Source organism: Siminovitchia jepli (assembly GCF_047228825.1).
In the GTDB taxonomy this organism is placed as follows: domain Bacteria; phylum Bacillota; class Bacilli; order Bacillales; family Bacillaceae_C; genus Siminovitchia.
Map to the genome: position 1 here is coordinate 1 of NZ_JBFEGN010000001.1, position 16,139 is coordinate 16,139.

Genomic DNA, 16,139 nt, shown 5'->3' on the forward strand with positions numbered 1-16,139 from the left:
TAATCTGCCTTCTGTATTTTGGGGCAAAGACTATGTGATACTTACAATTCCATGTTGTGTGTGCTAAACTGTTCATGTCCTTCATTAGGGCATACCTCCTTCTTGGCGAGATGAAGTGGTCGGGAAACCAACTTTATCCTACCATGAAGTGAGGTTTTTTTGTTACCACGCTATAAGCTCTCCGGAACCCCCGGCATAGCCAGGGGTTTTCTAAACCATTAAAATAAATTGGCAATTCGCCAATTTAATCAAATTCCAACCTCCCTCTAAACTTCCCAGAAAGACGCGCCAGTGTTTTTCTCATTCGTACACGTCGTCGGCGTTTTTGTAGCGGATCTTTTCGGATTGGACTGACTTGCGTTTTTTTCTTTCGTGGTTTGCCGGCCCATTTTCATTTTTAGTTTGATGTCTCATGTTTTCTTTTTTACGGTCCACAAAAAAACCTCCTTCCCTGGAATGGGAATTATTATTTCCCATTCTTTTTAATTTACCCGAAATGCTAAATAAACCTATCATATCCGATGCCAATGCGAAAAACCATGCATGGATGAGATTACTTTGCAAAACGGGCAGAGAGGCCTGTTTGTCACAATAATCTTAGGAACAAAGCCGGTTCATTGGTTAATATTGCTTGGTCTGCAAATTTTCCGAATGTGACGGTGCCTCGATAAAACCCCCCAGAAAAATCCGGAGGGTTAAAATGATGGCTTGGTGATCATAAACCATAACATGATCATTAATAATCCTATATACACCCACAGTGTACGCTGTAATTTTTTTATCAGTATGTTTTTTTCGCGATGCCGATCATTAAATTCCTTTAATACAGGTGTAAAAGCACGGGCCAGGAATAAAATTGAGCTGAACATCACGATAAGGGTCAATGCAATCCAGGGTTCTTTCCATGACCAACCGCCTTTCCACATAAGGAAAAACCCGGAAAGAACCAGTACATGGCCTGCGTGTTTAACCATTCTGATCACCGAGGAAAAGAGCCCGATGCAGGCAGACTCTTGTCTTTCATCTGCACTTTGAAGTTTATTGATGATCAAAAAACATGCGAAAAACGGACCTATAGCCAATATTGAGCTGAAAACATGAATATAAAGCAGCAGTTCGTAAACCATTGTGGCTTTTTTGGGGCATCATTTTTGCAATGGAGCAAATTCATGGACCCAAACCTTCATTTTGGGAGACCATGGCATGCCCGGATGCAGCTTTAAAATTCTTTCTTTATACTTTTCCATATTTTCATAGCCTTCTTGTTTGGCGTGCTCGTCATTCATTTCACCAAGCGTTTGGGAATACACATGATGAACGACAAATTGATGGCCATCCAAATCCATAATTTCACCAATGTCGGCATATCTTCCATTTCTCCGGGTTGCGGTTTTTATTCCTTTAATGACTTTTTCGACATCGCTTTTTACAGTAACAAGCCTTTCAATTGTACATGTTTTGGGAGGAAGCTGCCGATTATTATCTGATGTTTCCACATGAATCACCTTATTTCTATTATTATTCATGTTATATTTTAACATATTTTGTATAGCACTGTTGATGCATGTTAAATGCAAGCGGCCTGAACATGGGGCTGTACGAAGGAGTCTTTTCCATTACGTTGTATGGGCCTGCGGCTTCTGTTCAGATGGGGCAATTACTTTTCCATTTGCGAAAGCAATTCTTTTAATTCACGATAGATGGCGGCTATTTCGACGGTTTTCATCCGGACCAGCCCGCTGGATGAAGGGGCCACAAAATCAAGCGTGCCAGGGACTACGGAACTTTTTTGGATCCCCCACGGAATATTCTTTTTCCGGCTGAATTGCTCATATACTCCCTTTCCGACGAAACAGGCGATCTTCGGCCTATATATGCGAATTTTTCGAATGAGCTCCTTTCTCCCTGTGTCATATTCTTCCTTTGTAATTTCCGCAGCATTTTTCGTTGGCCTTGCTGAAATATTTGTCAGACCATAACCTAAATCAAGGAGTTTGTAGTCTTCCTCTGCCGAGTATTTTCTTTCGGTAAACCCGGACTGATGCAGGATCGTCCAAAAGCGGTTTGTCGGATTCGCATAATGGTGCCCTGTTTCACCGGATCGAATACTTGGGTTAAAACCAATGAATAGTACGTTCAAATCCTCTTTTAAGTGGTCCGGTATCGGTTCCAATATAAACCCTCCCATGAAAGAAAAAAAGCCTCCAAGCCCATTTTCAGCTTGTAAGAGCCTTTTTTATTCCTGCATTAACTGGCGGTAAAAGATCAACTATCAATAAAAGCCTGATTGCTTCAAATTTGAATCAGTGGGGGCTTGAAGAAAGCCCCCGCTGATTTCGTTATTCCACTGTCACTCTCCAGCCAAACGGATCTTCCATTTTGCCTGTTTGAATGCCGGTTAATGCATCATATATTTTTTGGGCCAACGGTCCCGTTTTTCCATTGTTGATAACAAGTTTTTCATTTCTCCAAAGCAACTCGCCAATAGGCGAAATAACCGCTGCCGTACCGGTTCCAAACGCCTCTTCGAGCTGCCCGTTTTGATGGGCATCGTAAATTTCATCAATCGATATTTTCCGTTCCGAGACAGGAACATTCCAATGTTTCAGCAATTCAATGACGGACTTCCGCGTGATGCCTTCCAATATGCTTCCGCTCAGCGCCGGGGTAATCACTTCTCCGTTTACTTTGAAAAATACGTTCATGCTGCCGACTTCTTCGATATATTTATTTTCTTTTCCGTCCAGCCACAGCACTTGTGAATAGCCGGATTTTCCGGATTTCTCCTGGGCAAGCATGGCTCCGGCATAATTCCCGGCCGTTTTGGCATTGCCCGTTCCGCCCCGGACAGCCCGGACATATTCTTGCTCAACGGCTATTTTAACAGGATTCATTCCTTCTTTGTAAAAAGCTCCGACAGGAGAAAGAATAATCATAAATTTATAAGATTTTGACGGACTGACATCCAAATTCGGCTCCGTAGAGATGATGAACGGACGGATATAGAGGGCCATCCCTTCAACATTGGGAATCCAGTCCCGGTCAATCGCTACGAGCTTCTTTAAAGCCTCCAGGGCAATTTCCTCATCAACTGGCGGAATGCACAGACGTTCGCATGATCTGTTTAACCTTTTTATATTTTCTTCAGGCCTAAAAAGAAAGACCTCTTCATTTTCCGATAAGTATGCCTTTAACCCTTCAAACACGGTTTGTCCGTAGTGGAAGATGGTGGCCGCGGGATCAAGCGTGACCGGCTGGTAAGGAATGATCCTGGGGTGATGCCAACCTTGACCTTGCGTGTAATCCATGACAAACATATGGTCCGTATACGTTTTTCCAAACTGGAGGTTTGAAAACGAAGGTTTTTCTTTTCGGTTGTTGCAAAGTTCGATGTCAATTTGATAATTATTCAAGGCACAATCTCCTTCTCTCATGATCTTCTTTTCTTCTATTTAAGCATTTTATTCCCGAATTTGTCCATCTCCATAAATGTAAAACTTGGTTGAAGTGAGAGCTTCCAATCCCATGGGGCCCCGGGCATGCAATTTTTGTGTGCTGATGCCGATTTCGGCGCCGTAGCCAAATTCAAAGCCATCCGTAAAACGGGTGGAGACATTGTGATAGACAGATGAAGCGTCGACACTGTTTAAAAATTTCCCGGCATGGTTTTCATTGTTTGTCACGATTGCTTCCGAGTGTTTTGTTCCGTATTCGTTAATATGGTTAATAGCTTCATCTACAGATTGAACGGTTTTTACACTTACTTTCAGGCCCAAATATTCGGCTGCCCAGTCTTCATCAGTGGCCCGATTTGCTTTTGGAAAGCTGGAACAGACTTGTTCATCCCCGCAGATTTCCACATGATGTTCCGCAAGCTTTTCCAAAAGTTCATTTCCGTTTTGCTGAAACCAATGTTCATGAATCAATATGGACTCGGCGGCATTGCATACAGAAGGTCTTTGTAATTTTGCGTTCAAGACAATCTTTTCAGCCATGGCCTTGTCAGCATCTTCATCAATATAAACATGGCAATTTCCGGCACCCGTTTCAATGACCGGCACGGTAGATTCCCGAACGACGGTTTGAATGAGGTTCTTGCCTCCCCGCGGAATCAAAACATCCAAATATTCGTTTAACCGGAAAAGTTCTCTCGCCGTTTCCCTGCTCGTATCCTCGATCAATTGCACAGCATCTGTTGGAATGCCACTTTCTTCAAGCGCTTGTTGAATGACTTGGACAAGTGCCATGTTGGAATATTTCGCAGAAGAGCTCCCCCTTAAAATCACGGCATTTCCTGTCTTCAGGGACAGCGTGGCCGCATCGATGGTCACATTGGGCCTCGCTTCGTACACCATGCCGATCACACCGATCGGCACCCGCTTTTTCTTGATCAGCAGACCGTTATCTTTTTGAATCGTCTCCAACGTTTCACCAATCGGATCTTTTAATTCAATCAAAAGCCTGACAGCGTGCACCATATCCTCGATTCGTTTCTCATTCAGCATGATCCGGTCAAGCACGGCGTCAGACAAACCGTTTTGTTTTCCATCCTGCAAATCCTTCGCATTTTCCGCCAAAATGAAGTTTTTATGTGCCAACAGCTGGTCTGCAATGAATGCCAATCCCCTGTTTTTCTCTGCCGTTGACAAATTCACCATCGTTAGGCTTGCAGCCTTTGCGGCCTTTCCTTTTCTTCTTACTTCACTTGCCGTTCCTTGTTCGATTGTACTCATTGCTCTATCCCCCCAAAAATTGATTAAACACTCACCCAGCGGTTTCTGTGGATGACCTCGGTGGCCGGCATCATTGTCCTTTTCTTTGGATTTGATCGTTTATTTTGAATAAACTCCCTTAGCTCATCCGATGAATACGCCACTTCACCCCGGCCAATCAAACCACTTGTGCCGAACACCTCCACGACATCCCCTTTTTGGAACGTCCCTTTTACTTGGAAAACGCCCGCAGGAAGCAAACTGCTGCCTTTATATAAAATGGCTTCCTCCGCTCCTTCGTCGACGTAGATTTTTCCGGAAGTCTCGGAATGAAAAGCGATCCACTGCCGATTCGCATTAATGGAGCCGAGCGACTTATTCGTAATATAAGTTCCATTGCCCTCCCCTTTTAAAATCTGGATCAATTTCTCCTTTCCTTCCCCTTTGCCGATAAAAACAGGAACCCCCAGGGACAGGGCCGTTTTTGCCGCCAACAGCTTGGACTTCATGCCCCCTGTCCCCACTTTGGAGCCCGTTCCATCTGCCAAGGTTAACAATTCGTCAGTAATTTCCTCTATTCGGTCAAACTTTTTTGCATTCGGATCCGTCTGCGGATTTGCATCGTATAGACCGTTGATGTCCGTTAAAATGATGAGCATATCCGCATGGATAAAACCGCTGACAAGGCTTGACAGCATATCATTGTCTCCGAATGTCAGCTCATCCACCGCAACCGTATCATTTTCGTTAATAATCGGCAGTAAGCCGCGCTCCAACAGTTCCGTGATCGTTGCAAATGCATTCCGAAAACGTGATCTGTCTGCAAAGTCGCTTCTCGTTAAAAGGATTTGGGCAGGAACGATATGAAACTCGTTCAATTTTTCTGTATATAATTGGATGAGGAGGCTTTGCCCGACGGCTGCTGCTGCCTGGCGGCCTTTTACTGTAACAGGGAGGGTCGGATATCCCAGTTTTTTAAAACCCGCTGCCACCGCACCGGAAGAAACCAATATGACCTCATGCTTGGCCTCTTTCAATACCGCCAATGCACATACATGGTCCATAAGTTTTGTTTGATCTATTTCCCCTTGTTCATTCGTTAAGGAGCTGCTCCCGATTTTTACGACAATTCTTTTCTTTTTCATAATCCTTCTCCTATTGCATGATCCTTCCATAAATGAAAACAGCCCTTCCATCCTTTAATAAGGACGAAAGAGCCTTCTTCCGCGGTACCACCATTATTTGAGTGCCAATGCACTCCACTTTGCCTGATAACGCCAGGATGCGCCCGTGTTTGCACGGGACTCGGGAGGCAGGTTCGGCGGCTTTCTTGTGGCGAAATCTTCCAGCTTATAAATTTCGCTCTCTTGCACAGAAAAATCCGCTTACTGGCCCTCCGTTAACGTTCATGGTTTGTAAAATATTATGGAAAATTTCACGCAAAAAGTCAAGGGTCAATGACTTTGCGTTGAAAAGCAAAGGTGGTCATAAAAAGTAAAATGCGGGGGAATGAACCTCCTGTTTGAGGCGGAGCCATCGGTCCCTCTCGCAGCGTGCAAGCAGGAACACCGGCTGATTATTCCCAGTGAGTGACGGGAAAGGATCTTCCATTTGCTTTTTGATTACTTTTGTGTTTTCACTTTGTCAAGCAACTGCTTCAGCCTCGAGCGCATATCTTCTGCCAGTTCCGGGATGGCGGCTACCCTTTCCAATTCAGGCTTGTTTGTACGGTCGAAGAAAAATAAATGGTTTAAGTCCGCTATTGTGATCGATGATCCCAAGCGTTCAGCCAATATAACCGGGCTATCCTCCCAGACGTTTCCCTCTTTAAGCACCCTGGCAAAGTAACCGGTTTTTCCCGTTTGAATGACTTTATAAAACATTCCATTTACACGGTTGAAAATATCTATTTTGCTGCAGGGTATCCGGCCATAAGTGATCTGGACGGCAGCTTCGCCTATTTCTACAATATCTCCCACATACACTTCGGTTTCCGGCCATTGTGCGATAGTAATATTTTCGCCAAAAGCCGGTATGGGAAGCTCCCTGCCGACCAACTCGTTCCATTGCTCATAATGTTCATACGGGTAAAAGCAGACGGCCCGATCATCTCCGCCATGATTCGTTTGATCAGCCACTTCGTCTCCTTGGAATCCGCTTTTCGAAAGAAATGCAGACTCAACCGGTTTTTTTCGGATGCCTGATTTTACAACTTGACCCTGTTGATTACTGACCAGCTGGGGCAGGCCCACATTTAAGGAACGAATCTCCATTTACAAACCTCCCGGGCATTGTCCGTACGCAAATCGTAACTTATTTGATTATACCTTCTTTGGGATAAAGATACGAAATGGATGCTCAATATGTTTGGATTTGAAAAAATAGAAAAAGCCGGGCAAAAACACCAACGATAATGTAATGGCCATAAAGCGTTTTTTTAAACGGAAGCTTCTGCCTCCTGTTTCCACTTGTGATAGCCGCCAGACAAATTCACTACCTCTTTTAATCCGGCCGCTTGCAAGATGCTTGCAGCAATTGCCGACCGGGAACCAGACGCGCAATAGACAACCGTTCGAATATCATGCGGAATTTCATTAAGCCGTTTGGGCAATTGCCCGAGCGGAATGTGAAGCGCACCGGCAATATGTCCATGCTCCCACTCCTCTTGGCTCCTGACATCAAGAAAGATTTGTTTCTCAAAGTCTGAACTCTTTTGAATATTTTCGGGCTCCATTTCGTCATATGCTTCCAATTCCAAATATTTTCTTAATGCAGTGTGAACATTCATATATCCTGCAATGGAATCGATGCCGATCGATGCAAGCACTTGCTTTATTTTTTCAAAATCCCCGTTATCGGCCAAAATAAATAACGGTTTATTATAATCGATCAGCCAGCCTGCCCAGGCGGCAAAACTGTGATTGAATGGGATATTGATTGATCCTGGAACATGCCCGCTGCCAAAATCACCCGCTGGTCTTGTGTCGACGACAATACCTTTTTTCAGCCAGCGGTATAAAGAGCCTGCATCGCTTGCTTTTACAGGAACGGAAAGATGTTTCAATAATGGGGGGCCTGATTGATTGACTTGTTTTACGATTGAAAAATAGGGCGGAGGTTCCGGCTGGCCTGCGATTAAATCATTGGCAAATGTATGAATGGCGTCATATTGCAAGGCCCAGTTGTACATTTTTTCATAGCCGGCCGTTGAGCTCGGGAGGGCACCTAAAGCCTTTCCGCAAGCACTTCCGGCACCGTGGGCGGGCCAAACTTGCAAATAATCCGGCAATGCCTTAAACCGTTCAAGTGAACGGAACATGGCTTTCGCCCCATCTATGGCCGCTCCTTCAATTCCGGCCGCCGCTTCTAAAAGATCCGGACGCCCGACATCTCCGACAAAAACCCAATCACCCGTAAAAATACCAATCGGTTTCTCTTTTCCTCCGGATGTATCTGTCAATATCAAGGAAATGCTTTCGGGTGTGTGCCCCGGGGTATGGATGACTGTTATTTCAAGGTTCCCTATTTGCAGAACATCCCCCTCTCTTACAAGCCGATGGTCTACATGGTCGAGATTTCCGTATTGCCAATGTGTTCCGCCTTCACCCGATACATACAGCGTTGTGTTATATTGATCCGCCAGCTCACGGGCACCGGAAACGAAATCGGCATGGATATGCGTTTCTGCCACTGCCGTCAATGTTAAATGCTGCTGCTTGGCAACCCTGACATACGGTTCAATATGCCTTGACGGATCAATGACAACGGCCTCCCCTGTTTGTTGACAGCCCACCAAATATGAGGCATGGGCAAGATATTCATCAAAAAAATATCGCATGAACAAGGATTTTACACTTCCTTTCCGTTATCTCTTGACGGAAACGCATGGATCAATGCCTGCACATAAGATAAAAACCTTTGAACTTGCGGCTCTTTCATCCATTTCATGATGGTAAAAATGGTAATTTGCTTTTCGTTGCCTTCGGCATCTTTTTTGACCTGTTCCCAAAGCTGCTTCCCTTCTGACCATTTATCAGTGGCATGAGACAAGTACTCTTCCATATTTCTTTGTAAATAGCCCTGCGATTGTTCATCCTTCAGGACACTTTCGATAAATCTTGCCTGGTTCTCAATCTTATCCGCCAGCTCCACAAGAAAAGGCAATTTTTCAAGTAAACGGATGACGGCTGCAATGGTTTTGATATCCAGATTGGAATGGTCCAAAAACAAGTTGACTTTGTGTAACGTCTCTTCGTCTTTTACCAATGTTTCAGCAAAAGAAGCGGCTTTATTGATTTTTTCAATACGATCAGCCATTTCGGGCAACTGATTCAATATTTTTTGCAACGCTTCCACGGTGCCTGGATCACTGAGATCAAACCACTCTTTGTTTGAAACGACCGTCTCGGCCATTGCCGTTCTCCTTTCTGCATTACATTGTTCCTTTCAGCATTCCGTTCCAGTACATAATGGGCAAGATGTCTTTTTTCAGGATATACATGCTCCTTCTTTCCTTTGCCTGGTCTACGGGAAATGACTCAACCGGCTCTTTATCGTAATTAAATTCAGCGAGTATTAAAGAATTATAGCCTGTTACAAGCGGACAGGAAGTGTATCCGTCATATGTTGCCGCAGGCACTCCTCCTTTCATCATTGAAATGATATTTTCAGTGACAACCGGAGCCTGCTTGCGTATGGCAGCGCCTGTTTTGGATGTTGGCAAGTTCGAACAATCGCCAAGAGAAAAGATGTTTTCATATTTTGTGTGTTGGAGGGTATGCGGGTGAACGTCGACCCAGCCCGCTTCATCCGAAATGGGACTGTTTTTGATAAAGGATGGTGACCGCATCGGCGGCGTGACATGCAGCATTTCGTAGTGAATGACCGTTTCTTCTTTTGTTTCAACATGTTCAAATACCGCCTCATTTTTTTCGGGGCGTATTTCTTTCAGATTCATCAGGAACCGGGCATCGATTTTTTTGCGCTCCAATACTTTTTCCAGCGCTTTCCGGTATTTTGCAACGTCAAAGATGGCCGGGTTGGCTGAGGCAAAAATGACATTCGTTTTATGCCTGATGCCTGTTTGGGTAAAATAATCTTCCGCCAAGTATGCGATTTTCTGCGGTGCACCACCGCATTTAATGGGCGTTGCCGGATGGGTAAAGACCGCATTTCCCCCTTGGAAACGTCGAATGGCTTCCCAGGTATAGTCCGTGTAATCATAAGCATAATTACTGCAAACTCCATTTTTACCAATAGATTCCTTCAACCCTTTGATTCCGTTCCAGTCAATCTCAATACCGGCCGCAACAACCAAATACTCATAGGAAACCTTGGAGCCATTCGCAAGCTGAATGACATCCTCTTCCGGATAAAAGGAAACAGCCGGCTCCTTAATCCAAGTTGCCCCAGCCGGAATGAGCTGATCCATATTTCTGACCGTATCTTCCTTTTTGGCAGCCCCGCCGCCGACCAAAGTCCAAAGCGGCTGATAGTAATGCCTGTCAGCCGGATCAATAACAGCAATCTCTCCCGACAGGCTTTTTACTTCTTTTAACAGCCTTGCCGCAGTACTGATTCCGGCGGTGCCGCCGCCAATAATGACAACCCGGTAATGCTGGCCCATACATGTACCCCCTAAACGGTTCTTTGATATCTGCCTTTACTAATATAGTGGCTGTATCGGAAATTTATGCCGGCTCCTGCGTTGGATCAATAACCCTGTAAAATCTGTGTGGCAGGGTTCTCATTCAGTATGAAGCTTCGGGACGTAATGTTTGGGAAAAAATCAATGCATCACAATAGATTTGGACATGTATTATGACCAACTATAAGGAGCTGAAACAGATCTTATTACTTGATCATATGACTGGAGATTTATTACTCGTCATCGCTCCAAAAGACGAGGAGCGGCTGTTTTGAATATCACTATATTAGTATAATTTATCTGTATTTCGGCTCTTTTCGTTTCATTGAAACACATTTTGTTTTTCATCTTTTTATCATAAACTAGATATCAATTTGCCACATAACGCCCGTTTACATAGATAAAAAGAGGGTATTATAAGGTTAGAGGTGAAGAATTATGTATAAAAAACATGAGCGCTATTTGATCGGACTTGCGTTTGGTGCTGCGATCGTCATGCTATTATCACTCCTCGGCCGGATATTTGGATAAACGGAAAGGGTGAATGAGATTGCTAAATGAAGATGCGTTGTTCTATAGCCGGGTTTTGACCGAACTGACACTGTCTTTTCACATTATTTATGCCACCATCGGTGTTGGCGTTCCTTTAATGATCATGATTGCCCAGTGGGTCGGCATCAAAAAGAACGATGAACATTATATTTTGCTTGCACGCAGGTGGACACGCGGATTCGTTATTACCGTTGCGGTCGGTGTTGTCACCGGTACAGCCATTGGTTTGCAATTATCGCTGCTTTGGCCAAACTTTATGGAACTGGCGGGCAACGTTATTGCTTTGCCTTTATTCATGGAAACATTCGCCTTCTTTTTCGAAGCCATATTTTTAGGCATCTATTTATACACATGGGACCGATTTGAAAATCAGCGCAAACATTTATTGCTCCTTATTCCGGTTGCCATCGGCGCTTCTTTTTCAGCCGTGTTTATCACAATCGTGAACGCGTTTATGAATGCGCCGCAAGGGTTTGACATGGTGAATGGAGAACTCGTAAACATCAATCCGATCCTCGCCATGTTCAACCCGGCCATGCCGACGAAGGCGGCTCACGTTGTCGCAAGTGCTTTTATGACATCCGCATTTATTTTGGCATCCATTGCCGGTTTCAGATTGCTGAAAGGCTCCGATCATATTTATCATAGAAAAGCTCTTTATTTAACAATGAAACTTGGCTTGATTTTTTCGATCGCAACCGCCGTAATAGGCGACTTCTCGGGAAAATACCTGGCAGAATATCAGCCGGAGAAGTTGGCGGCGGCGGAGTGGCATTTTGAAACAGAAGCGGAAGCTCCGCTTATCCTGTATGGAACACTCGATAACGGGGAAGTCAAATATGCATTTAAAATTCCAAAAGCACTCAGCATTTTGGCACATGGGACACCTTCGGCCGAAGTGACCGGCCTGGATCAATTTTCAGAAGACGAGATCCCTCCATTATATATTCACTATCTTTTTGACATCATGGTAACGATCGGTGTATGGATGATGGTTTTGTCCTTCATCTTTTGGGTCGGGTCAAAACGGGCTTGGTCTTTTATTCATGCAAGATGGTTTCGCTGGCTGATCGTTCTTGGAGGGCCGTTATCCATCCTCGGAATCGAGGCTGGCTGGTGGCTCGCGGAAGTCGGCAGGCAGCCATGGATCCTCCGTGGTGTCATGCGTACGGCTGAAGCAGCCACTACGAGCGGCCAGGTTGATTTAATGCTCCTATTATTTGCAGGCTTATACGTCGTTCTTGGAATCGGCAGTGTCGTCATTTTAAGCCGGATGTTCAAAAGCAATCCGGTTGAACGTGAGCTGGCGGACCGTAAAGCGGAAAAAGGCGGTGTCGTTCAATGAATCTGGAGATTCTCGGGATCATGGTGCTTTGGACGTTTCTGTTCGGTTATGTGATCGTAGCTTCCATTGATTTTGGAGCGGGATTTTTCAACGCATACAGTTTATTTGCAGGAAAGCAGCATATTTTAACTAATATTATTCAGCGTTATTTGTCTCCTGTTTGGGAAGTCACGAATGTTTTTCTCGTTTTCTTTTTTGTGGGGATCGTTGGTTTTTTTCCGAAGACGGCCTACTATTATGGAACGACCCTGCTTATACCCGTCAGTATTTCCATACTGCTGCTGGCTGTCCGGGGTTCGTACTATGCATTTGAAACATATGGTTCGCGGGGGCATAAAGGCTACTCATTTATGTATGGACTATCGGGCCTGTTCCTCCCGGCGTCCCTGTCGATTGTGCTTACGATCTCCGAAGGCGGGTTCGTATCCATTGAAAATGGACATCCGGTGCTCGATTACGTCGCCCTTTTCAAAAGCCCGCTCACATGGAGCATCGTCGTCCTAAGTGTAGCAGCAGTTCTATATATATCAGCCGTTTTTCTCACCTGGTACGCGAATAAAGCCAATGACAAAAAGGCGACGGAATTGATGCGCAAGTATGCGCTCATCTGGTCCCTGCCTCTAATCATTACAGCCTCCGGAATCATCGTGGAACTTCGGGGGCATAACATGGAACATTTTGATAGAATGCTCGATTTATGGTGGATGTTTGCCCTATCTTTTCTGCTGTTTCTGAATACGATATGGCTCGTTTGGAAAAGAAGACATTACGGCAGGGCGTTCTGGCTGCTCGTGGGACAATTTGCCCTTGCATTTTTTGCATATGGCATCTCCCATTATCCGTATCTGCTCTATCCGCATTTGACGCTTTATGACAGTTTTACAAATGAAGCCATGGCCATTGCACTCATCATTGCGTTTATTGCAGGGCTCGGCTTGTTGATCCCATCCTTGTATTTGCTATTGCGGCTGTTCTTGTTTGATAAAAATTATGTAAAAGGCAATACGAAAAACAAAGCTTAAGCGGAGGGTCCTCTCATGCAAAATTTTTTTATCTTTTATGCCCCTTTTATCGTTTTGATTGGTGCAGTAATTGCAGCATTCTGGCTAGCCCCAAAGGATGGCTCCATTAAAAACTGAAACCTCTCCTATGTTTCTGGCATTCATCCCGGCATTGAAATACCGGGATGAATGCCAGTCGATCGTAAATTGCCATCATGACAGACCGAAGACAGCTCTTCGGTCTTTTTATTGTTGAGCGTACTATTAAAAAGGGTAACTTGTTAGTTCTGGTCACGCAGAAAGGTTCTAAGTGACCGAAAAAGGGCAAAATCCGTCATTAGGGTCACATAGAGTGGTTCTAAGTGACCAAAAAATGTTAAAATGGACAATCCGGTCACTTGGACGCGTTTTGGTGAAGAAGTTTCTTCCAAAAAATGAGGGGGAAAAATCTTGAAGGTCAAAAGACTGCTGTCCCGGGTGAACTTCGGAAGGAATCGGGGAACTGATGGCTTTCTTGGGGGGATCTGAATGACTGAAAGAAGAACATTTCAATAGCATAGAGTTTGTTTCGATCATTTATCTGTTCTTTTTTGAAAGTGGCAATACCCCGGATAGATAACCATTTGAAATCTACCCGGCTTTAATGGAAGAAGCAGCATTTTCCGGTAAATTGACATTGTGGATTGTAATTTCAGGCCGGCTTCCTATCCTGATATTTACCCCTGTTTGACCCAGCCCTTCATTAATATAAAACAGCCTATTTTTATAGCGGTGAAGCCCTTTAATCATATTCATTTTAACTAATTTACCCATCTTTGCAAGATGATATGGCTTCGGCCAGTGAATTTGTCCTCCGTGAAAATGGCCGGAAAGCAAGTAATCGAAATGATAATCTTTCATTGAGAGAACAATATTCGGGTCATGGGTAAAAACAAGATTATACCCCGCATCCAATCCTTCAAATGACTGTGCCAAATTACTGCGGTTCGTACTGAAATCATCGATGCCAATTATATTGATGCGTTTATTGCCTATATGAATCTGGTCATTTTCATTTTGGAGCGTCTTTAATCCATAAGCATTCAGAACGTCCTTAAGTTGTTCAAAGTATCGATCTTGCAATACATAATCATGGTTCCCAAAGACGGCATAGGACCCGTAGGATGGATTCAATTTGTTTAGCACTTCCAGATAAGGTATAAGTTTGGGAATACTCCGTTTACGGTCTAAAAAATCGCCAGTGACAGCGATGAGATCAATGGCGTGCTCTTTAACACTTTCGTATAGCTTCTCCGGTGAAACAGAGATATTTTCCAGATGCAAATCGGAAATATGCAAAATTCGCAGTTCGTGTTTATTCTCTTTTTGGGCAGGAGCATCATTATTTATTTGAATTTGGTTAATCACTACAGAATGAGTATTTTGATATCCTTTATAAATAAAATAGCCGATGAATGGGGCCATCATGACAGTAAAATTCATCATTTTCAAACCTCCTCTCATCACCCCATTATAAAGGGAAATGAAAGGAGTTTTAACCAGTAATATATGGATATTCATTTTGACAAATATATCTTACTGTATCAACATCCGATGTTGACGGCAGTGGAAATGGAAGCTGATATTTTTCCGTACCCTTCTGTCATGATGACCCACCCCCTTTTTTGGCATGGCGGGCAGCATATTTTTGTCGGAAGAAGAAAAAATATAGTTGGACAGGCAAGGGGGAAAAATTGATTTGGATAGGGAGTGTATACATGTGTTCCGCATCCTGTTTTTGCCTTTGTTAAATATCCCTTCCGGCCATCACCACGTTGCCGATGTTTTAGTAAGACAATTGGAAAAAAGCGATCCAGGGATTCAATGTAAAAAGGTGGATCCATTATCTTTCAGTTACGGAAAGGTTGAAAGTGTTGTGTCTTCCGTGTACCTGTATTGGATCCACCACTTTCCAAACCTATACAGCTCTCTATACAAATTTACTGCTGTTAAAAACAGCAAAAAAGCAAAGAGATTTGTTACATATGAGTTGTTATTTTTAACAAAAATGAAACGGTTAATACAAGAGGTACAACCACATGCCGTTGTTTGTACACACGCTTTTCCGTCTTATTTGCTCTCCAGACTGAAGCAAATGGCGCTTTGGGATGGGGTGGCCATCAATGTATATACGGATTATTTTGTCAACAGCATATGGGGCAGAGAAGGGATTGACTACCATTTCGTGCCAAGCATTCAAATGAAAAATTACCTGGCCAGCCGGGGCATCAGCCAGCGCCAAATATTTATTACGGGAATTCCGGTTGATCCGGTGTTTCATTTACAAACGCAAAACAAGAAACGAGGAGACAGACGAGTCGTTTTAATAAGCGGGGGGAATATGGGGGCCGGTTCCATTCGCCGGTTTATTGCAAGGCTGCGCCCGTCTGGCCATATCCAGTACAAAATTTTATGCGGGATGAATGAAACTCTTTATCAATTTATTCAACAACTTAATCATCCGAACATCGAACCTTTGCCCTACATTGAAAAAAAAGAGGACATGAATCGGCTGTATGAGGATGCAGACGCGATCATCACGAAACCTGGCGGTGTTACAATCAGCGAATGCCTGATTAAAAATTTGCCCATATTCGTATATGACGCGTTGCCAGGACAGGAGGAACAAAATTTGCAGTTTTTAAAAAAAGAAGGATTGGTGCATCATCTTGGCAATTGGGATAAAGCCGGGAATCCCGAAGAGGATATTTTAAGATTATTAAAAAATAAAAAAAGCAACCTTCAATTAAAAACGGCGCTTTACAGCAGCCAAATCGAACTTGCCGATCCCCACTCCTTTATTATCCATCATTTAAAGAAGACAAAAAAAGCCTGAGCCGCAT

At 43.9% G+C, this 16,139-nt stretch carries 17 protein-coding genes and 1 pseudogene; 4 read left to right on the forward strand and 14 right to left on the reverse strand.

All coding sequences use genetic code 11. The features are described from left to right. The 13 genes and pseudogenes from AB1L08_RS00005 to AB1L08_RS00065 all read right to left on the reverse strand — a co-directional run. Positions 1 to 85, reverse strand: a pseudogene (locus AB1L08_RS00005) (IS200/IS605 family transposase); the annotation flags it as partial. Between the two features lie 215 nt (positions 86 to 300). Continuing rightward, complete coding sequence (locus tag AB1L08_RS00010) at positions 301 to 435, reverse strand: hypothetical protein (RefSeq protein ID WP_413062610.1); 135 nt, start codon at positions 433 to 435, stop codon at positions 301 to 303. Positions 436 to 695: 260 nt separating this feature from the next. Continuing rightward, the gene (locus AB1L08_RS00015) at positions 696 to 1,127 is read right to left on the reverse strand and encodes a DUF2269 family protein (protein WP_413062611.1); all 432 of its coding nucleotides are present in this window, start codon (positions 1,125 to 1,127) and stop codon (positions 696 to 698) included. Between the two features lie 18 nt (positions 1,128 to 1,145). Continuing rightward, a complete protein-coding gene (locus tag AB1L08_RS00020; protein WP_413062612.1) occupies positions 1,146 to 1,496 on the reverse strand; it encodes an ASCH domain-containing protein in 351 nt (116 codons plus the stop codon). A 161-nt stretch (positions 1,497 to 1,657) separates the two neighbouring features. Next, positions 1,658 to 2,173: a G/U mismatch-specific DNA glycosylase gene (gene mug, locus AB1L08_RS00025; RefSeq protein ID WP_413062613.1), complete on the reverse strand. Its 516-nt coding sequence runs from the start codon at positions 2,171 to 2,173 to the stop codon at positions 1,658 to 1,660. A 166-nt stretch (positions 2,174 to 2,339) separates the two neighbouring features. Further along, positions 2,340 to 3,413: a branched-chain amino acid aminotransferase gene (locus tag AB1L08_RS00030; RefSeq protein WP_413062614.1), complete on the reverse strand. Its 1,074-nt coding sequence runs from the start codon at positions 3,411 to 3,413 to the stop codon at positions 2,340 to 2,342. Positions 3,414 to 3,461: 48 nt separating this feature from the next. Continuing rightward, the gene (locus AB1L08_RS00035; protein WP_413062615.1) at positions 3,462 to 4,733 is read right to left on the reverse strand and encodes a glutamate-5-semialdehyde dehydrogenase; all 1,272 of its coding nucleotides are present in this window, start codon (positions 4,731 to 4,733) and stop codon (positions 3,462 to 3,464) included. A 23-nt stretch (positions 4,734 to 4,756) separates the two neighbouring features. Then, entirely contained in the window at positions 4,757 to 5,857 is a 1,101-nt protein-coding gene (gene proB / locus AB1L08_RS00040) for a glutamate 5-kinase (protein ID WP_413062616.1), read from the reverse strand. 93 nt (positions 5,858 to 5,950) lie between these two features. Next, entirely contained in the window at positions 5,951 to 6,085 is a 135-nt protein-coding gene (locus AB1L08_RS00045) for a hypothetical protein (RefSeq protein ID WP_413062617.1), read from the reverse strand. Between the two features lie 249 nt (positions 6,086 to 6,334). After that, positions 6,335 to 6,985 (reverse strand): MOSC domain-containing protein, encoded by a 651-nt coding sequence (locus AB1L08_RS00050; RefSeq protein WP_413062618.1) that lies wholly within the window; start codon positions 6,983 to 6,985, stop codon positions 6,335 to 6,337. Positions 6,986 to 7,149: 164 nt separating this feature from the next. Then, on the reverse strand, positions 7,150 to 8,556 hold the full coding sequence (locus AB1L08_RS00055; protein ID WP_413062619.1) for an MBL fold metallo-hydrolase: 1,407 nt from the start codon (positions 8,554 to 8,556) through the stop codon (positions 7,150 to 7,152). A 5-nt stretch (positions 8,557 to 8,561) separates the two neighbouring features. Then, the gene (locus tag AB1L08_RS00060) at positions 8,562 to 9,125 is read right to left on the reverse strand and encodes a hypothetical protein (RefSeq protein ID WP_413062620.1); all 564 of its coding nucleotides are present in this window, start codon (positions 9,123 to 9,125) and stop codon (positions 8,562 to 8,564) included. 19 nt (positions 9,126 to 9,144) lie between these two features. Beyond that, complete coding sequence (locus tag AB1L08_RS00065) at positions 9,145 to 10,338, reverse strand: FAD/NAD(P)-binding oxidoreductase (RefSeq protein WP_413062621.1); 1,194 nt, start codon at positions 10,336 to 10,338, stop codon at positions 9,145 to 9,147. Between the two features lie 571 nt (positions 10,339 to 10,909). Here AB1L08_RS00065 and AB1L08_RS00070 point away from each other — a divergent pair. From AB1L08_RS00070 to cydS, 3 genes are read left to right on the forward strand one after another with little or no spacing between them, the layout of a single operon-like run. Then, positions 10,910 to 12,256: a cytochrome ubiquinol oxidase subunit I gene (locus AB1L08_RS00070; protein ID WP_413062622.1), complete on the forward strand. Its 1,347-nt coding sequence runs from the start codon at positions 10,910 to 10,912 to the stop codon at positions 12,254 to 12,256. Next, positions 12,253 to 13,278 carry a cytochrome d ubiquinol oxidase subunit II gene (locus AB1L08_RS00075; protein ID WP_413062623.1) on the forward strand — a complete coding sequence of 342 codons (1,026 nt, stop codon included), beginning with the start codon at positions 12,253 to 12,255 and terminating at the stop codon, positions 13,276 to 13,278. The genes AB1L08_RS00070 and AB1L08_RS00075 overlap by 4 nt, the downstream gene beginning before the upstream one ends. Positions 13,279 to 13,293: 15 nt before the next feature. Then, complete coding sequence (gene cydS / locus AB1L08_RS00080) at positions 13,294 to 13,395, forward strand: cytochrome bd oxidase small subunit CydS family protein (protein ID WP_413062624.1); 102 nt, start codon at positions 13,294 to 13,296, stop codon at positions 13,393 to 13,395. A 492-nt stretch (positions 13,396 to 13,887) separates the two neighbouring features. Here the strand turns inward: cydS and AB1L08_RS00085 are convergent, their stop codons facing one another. Then, entirely contained in the window at positions 13,888 to 14,742 is an 855-nt protein-coding gene (locus AB1L08_RS00085; protein WP_413062625.1) for a metallophosphoesterase, read from the reverse strand. Positions 14,743 to 15,016: 274 nt separating this feature from the next. On the opposite strand from AB1L08_RS00085, the gene AB1L08_RS00090 reads away from it, so the two are divergent. After that, positions 15,017 to 16,132, forward strand: coding sequence for an MGDG synthase family glycosyltransferase (locus AB1L08_RS00090; protein ID WP_413062626.1), 1,116 nt, complete (start codon positions 15,017 to 15,019; stop codon positions 16,130 to 16,132). The last annotated feature ends 7 nt before the right edge of the window (positions 16,133 to 16,139 follow it).

Excerpts from the sequence above, each read along its gene's own strand:
- proB (WP_413062616.1), bottom strand. The coding sequence starts at position 5,857 with ATGAAAAAGAAAAGAATTGTCGTAAAAATCGGGAGCAGCTCCTTAACG.
- AB1L08_RS00015 (WP_413062611.1), bottom strand. The coding sequence starts at position 1,127 with ATGGTTTACGAACTGCTGCTTTATATTCATGTTTTCAGCTCAATATTG.
- AB1L08_RS00075 (WP_413062623.1), top strand. The coding sequence starts at position 12,253 with ATGAATCTGGAGATTCTCGGGATCATGGTGCTTTGGACGTTTCTGTTC.
- AB1L08_RS00035 (WP_413062615.1), bottom strand. The coding sequence starts at position 4,733 with ATGAGTACAATCGAACAAGGAACGGCAAGTGAAGTAAGAAGAAAAGGA.
- AB1L08_RS00085 (WP_413062625.1), bottom strand. The coding sequence starts at position 14,742 with ATGATGAATTTTACTGTCATGATGGCCCCATTCATCGGCTATTTTATT.
- AB1L08_RS00060 (WP_413062620.1), bottom strand. The coding sequence starts at position 9,125 with ATGGCCGAGACGGTCGTTTCAAACAAAGAGTGGTTTGATCTCAGTGAT.
- AB1L08_RS00050 (WP_413062618.1), bottom strand. The coding sequence starts at position 6,985 with ATGGAGATTCGTTCCTTAAATGTGGGCCTGCCCCAGCTGGTCAGTAAT.
- cydS (WP_413062624.1), top strand. The coding sequence starts at position 13,294 with ATGCAAAATTTTTTTATCTTTTATGCCCCTTTTATCGTTTTGATTGGT.
- AB1L08_RS00065 (WP_413062621.1), bottom strand. The coding sequence starts at position 10,338 with ATGGGCCAGCATTACCGGGTTGTCATTATTGGCGGCGGCACCGCCGGA.